11 protein-coding genes are annotated in these 14,437 nt (G+C 62.1%); 3 read left to right on the top strand and 8 right to left on the bottom strand.

Translation table 11 applies throughout. From position 1 onward, the window contains the following. Positions 1-41: 41 nt before the first annotated feature. The 3 genes from betA to betI all read right to left on the bottom strand — a co-directional run bounded on the left by betA (position 42) and on the right by betI (position 4,094). Positions 42-1,745 (bottom strand): choline dehydrogenase, encoded by a 1,704-nt coding sequence (betA, locus tag PQT43_RS17345; RefSeq protein ID WP_102881120.1) that lies wholly within the window; start codon positions 1,743-1,745, stop codon positions 42-44. A 174-nt stretch (positions 1,746-1,919) separates the two neighbouring features. Next, positions 1,920-3,392 (bottom strand): betaine-aldehyde dehydrogenase, encoded by a 1,473-nt coding sequence (betB, locus tag PQT43_RS17340; protein WP_102881119.1) that lies wholly within the window; start codon positions 3,390-3,392, stop codon positions 1,920-1,922. Positions 3,393-3,473: 81 nt separating this feature from the next. After that, positions 3,474-4,094, bottom strand: coding sequence for a transcriptional regulator BetI (betI, locus tag PQT43_RS17335; protein WP_016966359.1), 621 nt, complete (start codon positions 4,092-4,094; stop codon positions 3,474-3,476). 486 nt (positions 4,095-4,580) lie between these two features. Here betI and PQT43_RS17330 point away from each other — a divergent pair, with 486 nt between their 5' ends. After that, positions 4,581-6,533 carry a BCCT family transporter gene (locus PQT43_RS17330; protein WP_240322063.1) on the top strand — a complete coding sequence of 651 codons (1,953 nt, stop codon included), beginning with the start codon at positions 4,581-4,583 and terminating at the stop codon, positions 6,531-6,533. 188 nt (positions 6,534-6,721) lie between these two features. Here the strand turns inward: PQT43_RS17330 and choV are convergent, their stop codons facing one another. The 3 genes from choV to PQT43_RS17315 form a co-directional block, all read right to left on the bottom strand. Then, a complete protein-coding gene (gene choV / locus PQT43_RS17325; RefSeq protein ID WP_253084015.1) occupies positions 6,722-7,900 on the bottom strand; it encodes a choline ABC transporter ATP-binding protein in 1,179 nt (392 codons plus the stop codon). Continuing rightward, entirely contained in the window at positions 7,897-8,742 is an 846-nt protein-coding gene (gene choW, locus PQT43_RS17320) for a choline ABC transporter permease subunit (protein WP_102862017.1), read from the bottom strand. Before choW ends, choV begins: the two co-directional genes overlap by 4 nt. A 65-nt stretch (positions 8,743-8,807) precedes the next feature. Further along, a complete protein-coding gene (locus tag PQT43_RS17315) occupies positions 8,808-9,752 on the bottom strand; it encodes a choline ABC transporter substrate-binding protein (RefSeq protein WP_102881117.1) in 945 nt (314 codons plus the stop codon). A 694-nt stretch (positions 9,753-10,446) separates the two neighbouring features. Here PQT43_RS17315 and PQT43_RS17310 point away from each other — a divergent pair. Further along, the gene (locus PQT43_RS17310; RefSeq protein ID WP_102881116.1) at positions 10,447-11,823 is read left to right on the top strand and encodes an L-serine ammonia-lyase; all 1,377 of its coding nucleotides are present in this window, start codon (positions 10,447-10,449) and stop codon (positions 11,821-11,823) included. A 447-nt stretch (positions 11,824-12,270) separates the two neighbouring features. After that, the gene (locus PQT43_RS17305) at positions 12,271-13,374 is read left to right on the top strand and encodes a GlxA family transcriptional regulator (protein ID WP_060841469.1); all 1,104 of its coding nucleotides are present in this window, start codon (positions 12,271-12,273) and stop codon (positions 13,372-13,374) included. Here PQT43_RS17305 and aac(6') read toward each other — a convergent pair whose 3' ends face one another. Together aac(6') and PQT43_RS17295 are read right to left on the bottom strand one after the other, a co-directional pair. Next, positions 13,375-13,821 carry an aminoglycoside 6'-N-acetyltransferase gene (aac(6'), locus tag PQT43_RS17300; RefSeq protein WP_253084014.1) on the bottom strand — a complete coding sequence of 149 codons (447 nt, stop codon included), beginning with the start codon at positions 13,819-13,821 and terminating at the stop codon, positions 13,375-13,377. It abuts the gene before it with no gap. A 65-nt stretch (positions 13,822-13,886) separates the two neighbouring features. Then, positions 13,887-14,150: a hypothetical protein gene (locus PQT43_RS17295; RefSeq protein ID WP_025131152.1), complete on the bottom strand. Its 264-nt coding sequence runs from the start codon at positions 14,148-14,150 to the stop codon at positions 13,887-13,889. Positions 14,151-14,437: the final 287 nt, after the last annotated feature.

Here is a 14,437-nt window from a genome sequence, read left to right as displayed (position 1 = left end):
GTGAAAAAGGCACCGACCCTTGCGGTCGGTGCCCGTACTGCTTACTGCGCGGTCGGAGTGATATCGCGCATTGGCTTGCCACGCACCGGGGCGTTGCCCGCTACGTAGTAGTCGGCCTTGCTGCGGGGCAGCGGCTGACGGCCACGGATCTTGTCGGCGATTTTCTCGGCCATCATGATGGTCGGCGCGTTGAGGTTGCCGGTGGTGATGATCGGCATGATCGAGGCATCCACCACGCGCAGGCCTTGCATGCCGTGCACGCGACCCTGGCCATCCACTACCGCCATGTCGTCGGTGCCCATCTTGCACGAGCAGGATGGGTGGAACGCGGTCTCGGCGTGCTCGCGGATGAACGTGTCCAGTTGCTCGTCGGTCTGCACCTCGATGCCCGGGCTGATTTCTCGACCGCGGAAGGCGTCCAGGGCCGGCTGTTGCATGATTTCCCGGGTCAGGCGGATGCCGTCGCGGAATTCCTGCCAGTCCTGCTCGGTGGCCATGTAGTTGAAGAGGATGCTCGGGTGCTGGCGCGGGTCCTTGGACTTGATCTGCACGCGACCACGGCTCGGCGAGCGCATGGAACCCATGTGCGCCTGGAAACCGTGCTCTTTCACGCCGTTGCTGCCGTTGTAGTTAATCGCCACCGGCAGGAAGTGGTACTGGATGTTCGGCCATTCGAACTCTTCACGAGTGCGAATGAAACCGCCGGCTTCGAACTGGTTGCTGGCGCCGATGCCGGTGCCGTTGAACAGCCATTCGGCACCGATGGCCGGCTGGTTCCACCACAGCAGCGATGGGTACAGCGACACCGGTTGGGTGCAGGCGTACTGCAGGTACAGTTCCAGGTGGTCCTGCAGGTTCTCGCCGACGCCCGGCAGGTCGTGGACCACCGGGATGTCCAGGCTTTCCAGCAGGGCGCGGGGGCCGACGCCGGAGCGTTGCAGCAGTTGCGGCGAGGCGATGGCGCCGGAGCTGACGATCACTTCCTTGCGGGCGCGGGCTTCCACGCGCTCTTCGGTGCTGCCTTGCAGGTAGCTCACGCCGACTGCGCGCTTGCCGTCAAAGAGGATCTTGTCGGTCAGGGCGTGGGTGACGATGGTCAGGGTCGAACGCTTCTTGGCGATGTCCAGGTAACCGCGGGCGGTGCTGGAGCGACGACCTTTAGGGGTGACCGTACGGTCCATCGGGCCGAAGCCTTCCTGCTGGTAGCCATTCAGGTCTTCGGTGCGCGGGTAACCGGCTTGTACACCGGCTTCGACCATGGCGTGGAACAGCGGGTTGTTGCCGGCTTTGGGCGTGGTCACGCTGACCGGGCCTTCGCCGCCGTGGTAGTCGTTGGGGCCGATGTCACGGGTTTCCGCCTTGCGGAAGTACGGCAGGCAGTCCAGGTAGGTCCAGTCTTCCAGGCCTGGCAGCTTGGCCCAGCCGTCGTAGTCCATGGCGTTGCCGCGGATGTAGCACATGCCGTTGATCAGCGACGAGCCACCCAGGCCCTTGCCGCGACCACACTCCATGCGACGACCGTTCATGTGTGGCTCTGGATCGGTCTCGTAGGCCCAGTTGTAGCGACGGCCTTGCAGTGGGAAGGCCAGTGCCGCCGGCATCTGGGTACGGAAGTCGAAGCGATAGTCCGGGCCGCCGGCTTCCAGCAGCAGGACGGTGACGCCTTCGTCTTCAGTCAGACGGGTCGCCAGGGTGTTACCGGCAGAGCCGGCACCCACAATGATGTAATCGAATTCTTGGGACATTGAATGCACCCTCTTTGAGATTGGTCAGGTCGCACGATCAATAGGCCTGTAGCTGCTGCCGAAGGCTGCGATCGGCCGCGCAGCGGACGTGCTTCGGCGATCGCAGGAAGGTCCTTCGGACCTTTTCGCAGCCTGCGGCAGCGGCTACAGGGGTTGTCGTTCAGGCTGGGTGTCTTAGAACACCGAGGCGTAGTCGCCCAGCTCGACCTGTACCGACTTGATGCGGGTGAAGTTGTTCAGCGAGCTGATGCCGTTCTCACGGCCAACACCCGATTGCTTGTAGCCGCCAACCGGCATCTTGGCGTCGGATTCGCCCCAGGCGTTGATCCAGCAGATACCGGCTTCGAGCTGATGAATCACGCGGTGGGCGCGGTTCAGGTCCTTGGTGACGATACCGGCAGCCAGGCCGAAGTCGGTGTCGTTGGCGCGGCGGATCACTTCTTCTTCGGTTTCGTAAGTCAGGATCGCCATCACTGGGCCGAAGATTTCTTCACGGACGATGGTCATGTCGTCGGTGCAGTCGGTGAACACGGTCGGTGCAACGAAGGCACCCTTGGCGAATTCGCCGTCGGTCAGGCGCTCGCCGCCGCACAGTACGCGGGCACCTTCTGCTTTGCCCTTGGCGATGTAGCCCAGCACGCTTTCCATGTGCTGGAAGCTGACCAGCGGACCGAAGTTGGTGTTTTCGTCTTCCGGGTTGCCGATGCGGATGCGCGCTACGCGCTCGGCGATCTTGGCTTCGAAAGCGGCTTTCAGGTGGCTCGGTACGAACACGCGAGTACCGTTGGTGCAGACCTGACCGGAGCTGTAGAAGTTGGCCATCATGGCGGTGTCGGCGGCGCGATCCAGGTCAGCGTCGTCGAAGATGATCAGCGGCGACTTGCCGCCCAGTTCCATGGTCACGTCTTTGAGCGAGGAGCTGGAAGCGCTGGCCATGACTTTCTTGCCGGTGTCGGTGCCGCCGGTGAAGGAGACTTTCTCGATGCGCGGGTGCTCGGTCAGCCAGGTGCCGACTTCACGGCCGCTGCCGGTCAGGACGTTGAACACGCCAGCCGGTACGCCGGCTTCGGTGTAGATCTCGGCCAGTTTCAGGGTGGTCAGCGAGGTGACTTCGCTGGGCTTGAAGATCATCGCGTTACCGGCGGCCAGGGCTGGCGCGGATTTCCACAGGGCGATCTGGATCGGGTAGTTCCAGGCGCCGATGCCGGCGACCACGCCCAGAGGCTCGCGACGGGTGTAGACGAAGGAAGTGGTGCGCAGCGGGATCTGCTCGCCTTCGATGGCCGGTACCAGGCCTGCGTAGTATTCCAGCACGTCAGCGCCGGTGACGATGTCCACGTACTTGGTTTCGGAGAAGGCTTTACCGGTGTCCAGGGTTTCCAGAGCGGCCAGTTCGTCGTTGCGCTCGCGGAGGATTTCCACGGCACGACGCAGGATGCGCGAACGCTCCATGGCAGTCATGGCGGCCCAGATCTTCTGGCCTTTTTCGGCGCTGACCACGGCGCGTTCCACATCTTCCTTGGTCGCACGCTGCACTTGTGCGAGAACTTCACCGTTGGCCGGGTTGATGGCATCGAAAGTGGCGTCGCTGCCGGCATCGGTGTAGCCGCCGTCGATGTAGAGTTTTTGCAGTTCGAAACGGGCCATAGTGTCCTCGCAAGTGCATTAAGTAGTGGGCTTGACCACCGGGCGTATCCCGAAGTTCAGGACACGTTGATCAGTGGCGGGTCAGGGGCCGAGCGTCTCTTTTGTGCTCTGGCGCTCCTGCTTAGCCAGTTGTAGATCCATGTATTCGTAAGCGATCCGTATCGCCTGGTCGGTGTCGAATGCATCACCCGACAAGGCACCACGCAGCCACAAACCGTCGATCAAAGCCGCCAGGCCGCGAGCTGCCTTGCGCGCATGGTAGAGCGGCAGGGCACGGCGGAACTGGCAACACAGGTTGGAATACAAGCGGTGGTCGTTGATCCGCTGCAACCTGTGCAAATCGGGCTGGTGCATGCTGGAAGCCCAGAAGGCCAACCAGGTTTTCATTGCCGGGCCGTTCACCTGGCTGGCATCGAAGTTGCCCTCGATGATCACTTTCAGGTGAGCGCGCGGGCTGTCGTCCGTCAGGGCCTGGCGGCGTGCTCTGACGCCTTCGTTGAGCATGCTCATGATGTAACCCATCGTCGCTGCGATCAGGCCGTTCTTGTCCCGAAAGTAGTGACTGATGATGCCGTTTGAAACACCGGCCAAACGGGCGATCAGCGCAATGCTGGCGTCCCCCATTCCGACCTGATCGACGGCCTGTAGCGTGGCTTCGATCAATTGCTGGCGGCGTATGGGTTGCATACCGACCTTGGGCATCTGATACCTCTCCTTAGGCCTGTCGGCGGGCGTATGACGCCGGTCGACTTGTGGGCCAGTCTATTTTGTTTTGATTGAACGTTCAATCAACAAAGAATAAGATCTGCGACAAATCGTCGCTGCCTGGGGAGGTTTTCCTACTCGCGGACGGCGGGAAAACGACCTCCGAAATAGCCCAAAACTTACACGTGGCATGGCGTGGACCGGCAAGAGTAAGGACGTGTTGAAGGGGCAGGACGCTCCGGGGAACAGGCGACGAGCTGCAGGTTCGTCACTGACCTTGGATGCGGGTGCGCAACGCGGCTTTTGCGGTTTCGGGCTTTTTCGGGGTGTCTTTATATCACCCGATGATCGGCTGCCAACTAACCGATTGGTCGGGTGCGGTGTTGCCTTGTGTCCTTCTCTCGCACTGCCTGGAGCATCTGTGCAATGAGTTCTGCCTCTCTTATAAAGACCCCACCGGAGAAGGTGCGGGTCAACGGTTGGGTGTTCTACACCTCCACCGCGCTGATCCTGTTGTTGACCGCCATTCTGATCATCGCCCCGCAAGAGGCCGGCCGACTGCTGGGCATTGCCCAGGCCTGGTTGTCTCGCAGCTTCGGCTGGTACTACATGGTGGTGATCGCCGCTTACCTGGTGTTCGTGGTGGGCCTGGCGTTCTCCTCCTACGGCAAGCTCAAGCTGGGGACCAAGCAAGACACCCCGGACTTCAGCTACGGTGCCTGGGCCGGGATGCTGTTCTCTTCCGGTATCGGTATCTCGCTGCTGTACTTCGGTGCTTCCGAGCCCCTGGATCACTACTTCAACCCGCCTGAAGGCGTACCCGGTAGCAACCTGGCCGCACGCCAGGCGTTGCAGCTGACCTTCCTGCACTGGGGCCTGCATGGCTGGGCGATCTACGCCCTGGTGGGCCTGGCGGTGGCGTACTTTGCCTATCGTCATAACCAGCCGCTGGCGCTGCGTTCGGCGTTGTATCCGCTGGTGGGCGAGCGCTGGGTCAAGGGCGCGGCCGGCCATGCGGTGGACGGTTTCGGCATGTTCGTGACCCTGCTGGGCCTGGTGACCAACCTCGGGATTGGTTCGATGCAGGTGTCTTCCGGCCTGGAAAACCTGTTCGGCATGGAGCACAGCAACACCAACCTGCTGATCGTGATCATCGTCATGAGCACGGTGGCCACCATCGCCGCGGTGTCCGGTGTGGAAAACGGCATCCGCCGCCTGTCCAACCTGAACATCGTGCTGTTCAGCGGCCTGTTGATTTTCGTCCTGCTGTTCGGCCCGACCCTGCACCTGCTCAACGGCTTCGTGCAGAACATCGGCGACTACCTCAACGGTGTGGTGCTCAAGACCTTCGACCTCTATGTGTACGAAGGCGACAACGCCAAGTCCGACCGCTGGCTGGGCCTGTGGACCCTGTTCTACTGGGCCTGGTGGATTTCCTGGGCGCCATTCGTAGGCATGTTCATTGCGCGTATTTCCCGTGGTCGCACCGTGCGTGAGCTGGTCGCCGGCGTGCTGCTGATTCCCCTGGGCTTCACCCTGGCCTGGCTGTCGATCTTCGGTAACTCGGCCCTGGACCTGGTGGTCAACCAGGGAGCGGTGGAACTGGGCAAGACGGCGCTGGAACAGCCGTCCATGGCGATCTACCAACTGCTTGAGCACTACCCGGCCTCGAAGATTGTCATCGGTGTCTCGATCTTCGTCGGCTTCGTGCTGTTCCTGACCCCCGCCGACTCCGGCGCGGTGATGATGGCCAACCTGTCCTGCAAAGGCGGCAACGTCGACGAAGACGCCCCGCACTGGCTGCGGATCTTCTGGTCGGTGGTGATCACCCTGGTGACCATCGGTCTGTTGTTCGCCGGTAACTTCGAAGCCATGCAGACCATGGTGGTGCTGGCCGGCCTGCCGTTCTCGGTGGTGCTGATCTTCTTCATGTTCGGTTTGCACAAGGCCATGCGCCAGGACGTGCAGATCGAGCAGGAACAAGCGCAATTGGCCGAGCGCGGTCGCCGTGGTTTCAGCGAGCGCCTGACCCAGCTGGACCTGCAACCGACCCAGTCGGTGGTGCAGCGTTACATGGACAAGCACATCAGCCCGGCGCTGCAGGAAGCCGTCGCGCAACTGCGCACCCTGGGCCATGAAGTGCAGACCAACCTGGGCAAGTCCAAGAGTTTGCTGGGCCTGCGGGTGGAAATGGAGGAAGGCAATCCCTTCGTCTATGAAGTGAGCCTGGACGGCTACCTGGCGGCACCGAGCGAATCGGCCCAGCCGGAAGGGGCGGACAGCGAAGTGCGCAGTCGTTTCTACCGCGCCGAGGTGTACCTGCACAACGGCAGCCAGGAATACGACTTGATGGGCTTCACCCAGGAGCAGATCACCCGTGATGTGCTCGATCAGTTCGAAAGCCATCGGCAGCTCCTTGGCCGGGTCTATAGCTGAGTGAAGTAACGGACCGCTCCCGAGGGGGCGGCTCCACCCGCTGTAGGAGCTGGCTTGCCGGCGAAGGCGCCCTTCAAGGGGGCTACAAGGCTTCAGGGCCTGTTCGCTGGCAAGCCAGCTCCTACAGAAGGGCGTGTGTCGATAAAGCAAAACGCCGCGATTGCTCGCGGCGTTTTTGTGTCTGCGGCTTAACCCAGGTTCTTGCCGAGCAGCGCGTGGTAGAGCTCGCTGTCGCCGAGGATGCCGACGACTTTCTGGTTGTCGTGGAGCACCAGTTTGTTGCCGGTCTGGTAGCGGATCTGCAGGGCGTCGCGCATGCCGATGTTGGAGTCCACCAGGGTCGGGCGCCGGCCCAGTTCTTCCACCGCCTGCCCCGGAGTCCAGTTCTGCAGGTCCATCTGCGAGCCGTTGCGGCGGGCGCCCTTGATGGTGTTGCCCTCCGCCAGGTCGAGCCAGGAGTCGCCGCCCGGGTCCAGGCACACGGAGCCGTTGACCCGCTTGCAGTTGTCCAGGCTGCGCATCAGGCTGCGACCGCAGAGCACGTTCAACGGGTTGGTGTGGGCGACGAAGGTGCGCACATAGTCGTCCGCGGGGTTGAGCACGATCTCTTCCGGCTTGCTGTACTGGATGATCCGCCCGTCTTTCATGATGGCGATGCGGCTGCCCAGCTTCAGGGCCTCGTCCAGGTCGTGGCTGACAAACACGATGGTCTTGCTCAGCTTGCGTTGCAGTTCCAGCAGCTCGTCCTGCAGACCCTGGCGGATCAGCGGGTCGAGGGCCGAGAAAGGTTCGTCCATCAGCAGGATATCGGCGTCCATGGCCAGGGCGCGGGCCAGGCCCACACGCTGCTGCATGCCGCCGGACAGCTCGTCGGGCTTCTTGTTGCGCCACTGGGTCAGGCCCACCAGCTCAAGTTTCTCGTCCACCAGCTTGCGCCGTTCCTTCTCCGGTCGGCCCTGCATCTCCAGGCCGAAGCTGATGTTCTCGCGCACCGTCAGCCAGGGCATCAGGGCGAACTTCTGGAACACCATGGCGATGCGCTGGGTGCGCATCATCTTCAGTTCGGCGGGGGAGCAGGAGGCAATGTCGATCTGCTGGCCTTCGTGTTCGACGAACAGCTTGCCGCGGCTCACGGTGTTCAGGCCGTTGATGCAGCGCAACAGGCTCGACTTGCCGGAACCGGAGAGGCCCATCAGCACGCAGATCTCGCCTTTCTGGATGTCCAGGCTGGCTTTTTCCACGCCTACGATCTGCCCGGTCTTCTTCAGGATTTCGTTGCGGGTCATGCCCTGGTCCAGCAGCTTGAGCGCCTCCCGTGGGTCCTTGGAGAAGATAACGTCTACGTTATCGAAGCGGATTATGCTCATGCGTCACCCCCTACTTTGGCTTCAGGTTGTTTGCAGATGCGGTCGAGCATGATCGCCAGCAGCACGATCGCCAGGCCGGCTTCGAAGCCCAGGGCAATGTCGGCGGTGTTGAGTGCGTTGACCACGGGTTTGCCCAGGCCGTCGGCGCCGACCAGGGCGGCGATCACCACCATCGACAGCGACAGCATGATGCATTGGGTAATACCGGCGGCGATGCTCGGCATGGCGTGGGGCAGCTCAATGCGCGACAACAACTGACGGCGCGAACAGCCAAAGGCCTTGCCCGCGTCCATCAACTCTTGTGGAACATCGCGAATGCCCAGGTAGGTCAGGCGGATCGGCGCGGCAATGGCGAACACCACCGTGGAGATCAGGCCGGGTACCACCCCGAGGCCGAACAGGGTGAGGGTCGGGATCAGGTAGACGAATGTGGGGACGGTCTGCATCAGGTCCAGGACCGGACGCATCATGGTGTAGAACAACGGCTTGTGCGCGGCGACGATTCCCAGGGGCACGCCGATCAGCACGCAGACCAGGGTGGCGAACAGCACCTGGGCCAGGGTTTCCATGGTTTCCTGCCAGTACCCCAGATTGAGGATCAGCAGGAAGGACAGCACGACAAATACAGTCAGGCCCCATTTGCGCTGGATCAGGTGCGCCAGCAGGGCAATCAGGCCGATCAGGGCCAGGGGATTGAACCAGGTCAGCGCGAACGTCACGCCGTGGATCATGGTTTCCAGGGTGGTAGCGATCGCATCGAAGGTGCTGGCACCGTGTTTCGTCAACCAGTCTACGAAAGCCGCGATGTACTGGCCCAGGGGGATTTTCTGATCAGTGAGCATGGTATTGAACGTCCGCATGCAAGGAAAAAACAGCCCGGGCGGGCAAGCCCGCCCGGCGTAAGCGATTACTGGGCAAGCTTGGCCTTCACGGCTTCCAGGCCGGGTTTACCGTCAATGGTGGTCACGCCAGCGAGCCAGGTATCGAGCACCTGTGGATTCTTTTTCAGCCAGGCCTTGGCGGCCGCGTCAGGCTTCATCTTGTCGTCCAGCACGTTGCCCATCAGGGTGCTTTCCATGTTCAGGGTGAACGACAGGTTCTTCAGCAACTGGCCCACGTTGCTGCACTCGGTGGTGTAGCCCTTGCGGGTGTTGGTGTAGATGGTGGCCTGGCCGAAGTTGGGGCCGAAGAAGTCGTCGCCACCGGTCAGGTACTTCATCTTGAAGCGTGTGTTCATCGGGTGCGGTTCCCAGCCCAGGAACACCACCGCGGTGTCGCGACGCTGAGCGCGCTCAACCTGGGACAGCATGCCCGCCTCGCTGGACTCCACCACCTTGAAGCCGGCGTCCTTGAGGCCAAAGGCGTTCTTGTCGATCATCGTCTGGATGGTGCGGTTGCCGTCGTTGCCCGGCTCGATGCCGTAGATCTTGCCGTCCAGCTCCTTCTTGAACTTGGCGATGTCGGCGAAGTCTTTCAGGCCTTTGTCATACAGCGACTCGGGAACTGCCAGGGTGTACTTGGCGTTTTCCAGGTTGGCGCGCACGGTCTCAACGGTGCCGGCATCACGGTAGGGCTTGATGTCGTTTTCCATGGTCGGCATCCAGTTGCCGAGGAACACGTCCATGTTCTTGCCGTCGGCCAGGGACTTGTAGGTCACCGGCACGGAAATCATCGTGGTCTTGGTCTTGTAGCCCAGGGCGTTGAGCACAACGCTGGTGGTGGCGGTGGTCACGGTGATGTCGGTCCAGCCGACATCGGAGAAGTTTACGGTGCTGCATTGCTCCGGTTCTGCGGCGTGTGCCAGAAGCGGCAGACTCAGCATGGCGGCCAACAACAACGGGGAACCTTTCATAGGGGGGACTCCTGGATGTTTTTCTGGCGGCGTATGGACCGCGCTTATAAGTGTGGCGGTTGGTGTGCCGGGGACAGCTCTACCACCGTGCCCAGGGGCTGTTGACGTTTGGTGACGAGCCGCGTTGCTGGGCCAAACTGTGCGAGGCAAGGCGCGGAATGCCGCCAATGGTTGTTCCCTTGGCAAATCCCGCAACGCAGCCTCGCGCAGTTTGGCACGCAACCCGCAGGGACGGGGCCCACTTGGCACAGGGCCGTGTTGCTCGGAGCTTATTGGGAACAACCAAACTACGCTCCTCGCGCCTTGCCCTGTGCCAAGTGGGCCTCCGTCGCGGCCTGTCACCAAACGTCAACAGCCCCTTTCAATCGAGTCGAGACTGATCATGTACCAGTGAAAAACTGTCGCCTACAGGGTGCGTCGTATCCAGTACAGGGAGGGTCGCATCCAGTGTCGGTGAGGTCGCTTACAGTGTTTTTGGGCATTTTTTCCTGCATCTGAGCCGCAAAAAACGCCCAGAACCCGAGCCTCGCGCCAGGCGGCGTTGGTGGACATGAGTGAGTCGGTGTCAGACGTCGCGAGGCGCGGTAAAAGCCTGATGATGCGCCCTTCTCGGCGGATTGCAGCTTGAGCGTAGCAGCTCCGTCAGAGGGCGTTTTCAGCGCCTGGACTGTGCTCATCGAGGAGTTACGCAGTAATGGCTATCAGTGTTTTCGACTTGTTCAAGATCGGCATCGGGCCTTCCAGTTCCCACACCGTCGGGCCCATGCGCGCCGCGGCGTTATTCGTCCAGGTATTGAAGGAACGCCATCTGCTGGAGCAGGTGCGGCGGATCGAAGTGCAACTGTTCGGTTCGTTGTCGGCCACCGGCATTGGCCATGGCAGCGACAACGCGGTGATCATGGGCTTGATGGGGGAGTGGCCCGATGCGATCGACCCGTCGCTGATCGGCCCGCGCATCGAACGGCTCAGGGAAACCCACACCCTGTTGCTGGACGGACGGCTGGCTGTGCCGTTCACCTGGTCCCGGGACATGCGCCTGCTGGACGAAAACCTGCCCTTTCACCCCAACGCCATGACCCTGGTGGCCGAAGGTGAAGGCGGAGAGCTGTTGCGCGATACCTATTATTCAGTGGGCGGCGGTTTTGTCGTCGACCAGGCCCAGGCCAGTAGCGGCGTGGCGGACCTGGATCGTAGCGAGCTGCCTTACGATTTCTCCAGTGCGGTGGAACTGCTCAGCCTGTGCCAGAAGCACAACCTGCGAGTCGCCGAACTGATGCTGGCCAACGAGAAGGTCTGGCGTTCGGAAGAAGAAATCCGCAGCGGCCTGATGACGCTGTGGCGCGCGATGCAGGATTGCGTGGAACAAGGGCTCAAACACGAAGGCATCCTGCCCGGCGGGCTCAATGTGCGTCGGCGCGCGGCCAAGCTGCATCGCAGCCTGCAGGAGCTCAATAAACCCAATGTGATCGGCTCGACCTTGAGCGCCATGGAGTGGGTCAACCTGTTCGCCCTGGCGGTGAACGAAGAGAACGCCGCCGGTGGACGCATGGTCACCGCGCCCACCAACGGCGCAGCGGGGATCATTCCGGCGGTACTGCACTATTTCATGAAGTTCAGCGAGGACGTGACCGACGCCAACGTGGTGGACTTTTTTCTGGGCGCGGCGGCCATCGGCATCCTGTGCAAGAAGAACGCTTCGATTTCCGGGGCCGAAGTCGGTTGCCAGGGCGAAGTGGGTTCGGCCTGTGCCATGGCCGCGGCGGGCTTGGCGGAGATTCTCGGGGCCACGCCCGAGCAGTTGTGCAACGCCGCGGAAATTGGCCTGGAGCATAACCTCGGCCTGACCTGCGACCCGGTGGGCGGGCTGGTGCAGGTGCCCTGCATCGAGCGCAACGCGATTGCCGCGGTGAAGGCGATCAATGCCGCGCAGATGGCCTTGCGCGGCGATGGCCAACACTTCATCTCCCTGGATCGGGTGATCCGCACCATGCGTGATACCGGGGCGGACATGCATGACAAATATAAAGAGACTTCTCGCGGTGGGCTGGCGGTGAGTGCGGTGGAGTGTTGAGTCTGCACGGGGCGTTACGCCGGCTACTGCACAGGGACGGCGGCGCGCCCAAATTGCTCATCAGAGGAGGGGCGCGCCACCTTTTAGCGCGTCGTGAATAGACAAGTGGCCAAGCGGGCTGATGGACCTCGGCGTCCGTCGCTCGGTTGTGCTTTGAGTGACACTCGCCAGTCCTGGCCCGACGCATCGGTCGCGCAAGTGCTACCTAACTGCTCACCGCTGCGCCTGCCGCCTTCTGTGCGGTGATTCCGGCGCTTCTTATCCGCACATTGCCAAGGGCTATATAGACGCGTCGCGACGTCGTTTTCAGGAGTTATTGAATGCCCATTCAACTTTAGGCATGGCAATTGCTCTGTGAATATCAAGCCCGCCTCCGATGAGTCGCAGGGCACATAAAAAGAGCCTCCGCCTGAGGCCATCACCCGCTTTGTGTGAGGAGATATCGCGATGACGTCGTTCAACTCCGGGGCCCAACCCCAGAACCGTGCGCCTCAATCCATCGGCTTTCTGCTGCTGGACAATTTCACGCTGATTTCCCTGGCCTCCGCAGTCGAACCCCTGCGCATGGCCAACCAACTGTCCGGCCGCGAGCTGTATCGCTGGACCACCCTCAGCGTCGATGGCGGTCAGGTCTGGGCCAGTGACGGTCTGCAAATCACCCCCGACGCCTCCATGCACAAAGCCCCCAGCCTCGACACCGTGATCGTCTGCGGCGGCATCGGCATCCAGCGCACCGTGACCCGTGAACATGTGTCCTGGTTGCAAAGCCAGGCTCGCCAGTCGCGCCGCCTCGGCGCGGTGTGCACCGGCAGTTGGGCCCTGGCCTGCGCCGGTCTGCTGGACGGCTTCGATTGCAGCGTGCACTGGGAATGCCTGGCGTCGATGCAGGAAGCCTTCCCCCGGGTCGCCATGAGCACCCGCCTGTTCACCCTCGACCGCAACCGTTTCACCAGCTCCGGCGGCACCGCGCCGCTGGACATGATGCTGCACCTGATCAGTCGCGATCATGGCCGTGAGTTGTCAGCGGCGATCTCGGAGATGTTCGTTTACGAGCGCATCCGCAACGAGCAGGATCACCAGCGCGTGCCCCTCAAGCACATGCTTGGCACCAACCAGCCCAAGCTCCAGGAAATCGTTGCGCTGATGGAAGCCAACCTCGAAGAGCCGATCGATCTGGACGAGCTGGCGGTGTACGTGGCCGTGTCCCGGCGGCAGTTGGAGCGGCTGTTCCAGAAGTACCTGCATTGTTCGCCGTCGCGCTACTACCTCAAGCTGCGGTTGATCCGCGCGCGGCAACTGCTCAAGCAGACGCCGATGTCGATCATCGAAGTGGCGTCGGTGTGTGGTTTCGTTTCTACGCCGCACTTCTCCAAGTGCTACCGCGAGTACTTCGGTATTCCGCCCCGTGACGAGCGCATCGGCTCCAACACCACCCAGCAGGTGGCGATGATGCCGCTGCCGCAAGCCATGGTCCTGGCGCCGCTGTCCGGCCCGCTGTCGGCCTTGAGTCAGGCGCGCAACGAGTCGACCTTCGCCAGCGTGCGTCTGTAGTCACAGACGCTTCTTGAAATACACCACGCGTTCGGTTTCTTCGAAACCCAGCGCGTGGTGCAGTGTCTGGCTGGCCAGATTGTCCAGGCTGGTGTCAGACGCAATCTCCACACACCCGGCCTGGCGTCCCCACTGGCTGACCTGCTCGATCAGTTGCTGGGCAACGCCCTGGCGACGGTGCTCGGGAGCCACATAGATTCCTTCGAGAAACACCACCGGCGAACTCTCGCTGCCGTTGACGTAGTCGTGGCGCAGCGCCGCCTCGGCCAGGCCGATGGCTTCACCGTTCTGGGCAAAGGCCAGCCAGCAGCCATAGCGCTCGGGTGCGGCCAGCATCTGGCGGATTTCGGCCAGGTGCTCCTCTGGCGGACAGTCGGGCCACAGGCCCAGGCGCAATTGCAGCCAGCTGGCCGCGTCGGCGGATGAGCCGGGCTGTATCGGGATCATGAGTGCTTGCCTGTTTTCGCCAGAGGGACGCGCACTCTAGCAATCCGCTCAGGGCACAGGGAGACTCACGCGCGTTTTTGCTGCAGGTACTCGGCCAGGGCCGGCAGCAACTGGCGATCAATGGCCTGGCGCACCGCGGGAAGAATGGTCGCATTACCGGTGAGCATCTGCTCCACCATGCCCTTGAGCGCCTTGGCCCGTGCATCGCTCAAACCGCGCACCGCACATTCACAGGCCTGCTCGGCGCTGGCGCCTGCGGGCATCTCGAAACCCAGGGCCCGGAGTTGTCCCAGCAGGTCGTCCTGATCAATCAAATCCGCATGCATCATGACGCTCATCCTTATTCAGGTAACGTGGTCGTCAGTCGATTCTGGTTGGCCGTCCGGGTGGCGGCAAGGGCAGATGGTCGCGATGGCCCGTTTACCTATGAACAGGTCGTTTTCGGCTAACTCGATGGCTGATGGCCGGTTGCAACAGCGTCTGGAAAAAGACGGTCAATCAAGTCTCGCGGCGCTTGCGTGTGATGGCCCGGGCTTGCATAAGGGTGGATATTGAGCCGTGCTGGCGCTCAAGGACCCCCGCCGCAAGCGGCGGGGGTTGGCAGGATGGCCGTTGG

The sequence above is a fragment of the Pseudomonas sp. BLCC-B112 genome, from assembly GCF_028550695.1.
GTDB classification, from domain to species: Bacteria; Pseudomonadota; Gammaproteobacteria; order Pseudomonadales; family Pseudomonadaceae; genus Aquipseudomonas; species Aquipseudomonas danubii.
The sequence above is the reverse complement of the archived record's forward strand: the minus strand, read 5'-3'. Positions and strand labels throughout refer to the sequence as shown.

Coding starts and splice junctions, on each gene's coding strand:
- betA (WP_102881120.1), bottom strand. CDS start 1,745: ATGTCCCAAGAATTCGATTACATCATTGTGGGTGCCGGCTCTGCCGGT.
- PQT43_RS17310 (WP_102881116.1), top strand. CDS start 10,447: ATGGCTATCAGTGTTTTCGACTTGTTCAAGATCGGCATCGGGCCTTCC.
- PQT43_RS17305 (WP_060841469.1), top strand. CDS start 12,271: ATGACGTCGTTCAACTCCGGGGCCCAACCCCAGAACCGTGCGCCTCAA.
- betB (WP_102881119.1), bottom strand. CDS start 3,392: ATGGCCCGTTTCGAACTGCAAAAACTCTACATCGACGGCGGCTACACC.
- choV (WP_253084015.1), bottom strand. CDS start 7,900: ATGAGCATAATCCGCTTCGATAACGTAGACGTTATCTTCTCCAAGGAC.
- choW (WP_102862017.1), bottom strand. CDS start 8,742: ATGCTCACTGATCAGAAAATCCCCCTGGGCCAGTACATCGCGGCTTTC.
- betI (WP_016966359.1), bottom strand. CDS start 4,094: ATGCCCAAGGTCGGTATGCAACCCATACGCCGCCAGCAATTGATCGAA.
- PQT43_RS17315 (WP_102881117.1), bottom strand. CDS start 9,752: ATGAAAGGTTCCCCGTTGTTGTTGGCCGCCATGCTGAGTCTGCCGCTT.
- PQT43_RS17295 (WP_025131152.1), bottom strand. CDS start 14,150: ATGATGCATGCGGATTTGATTGATCAGGACGACCTGCTGGGACAACTC.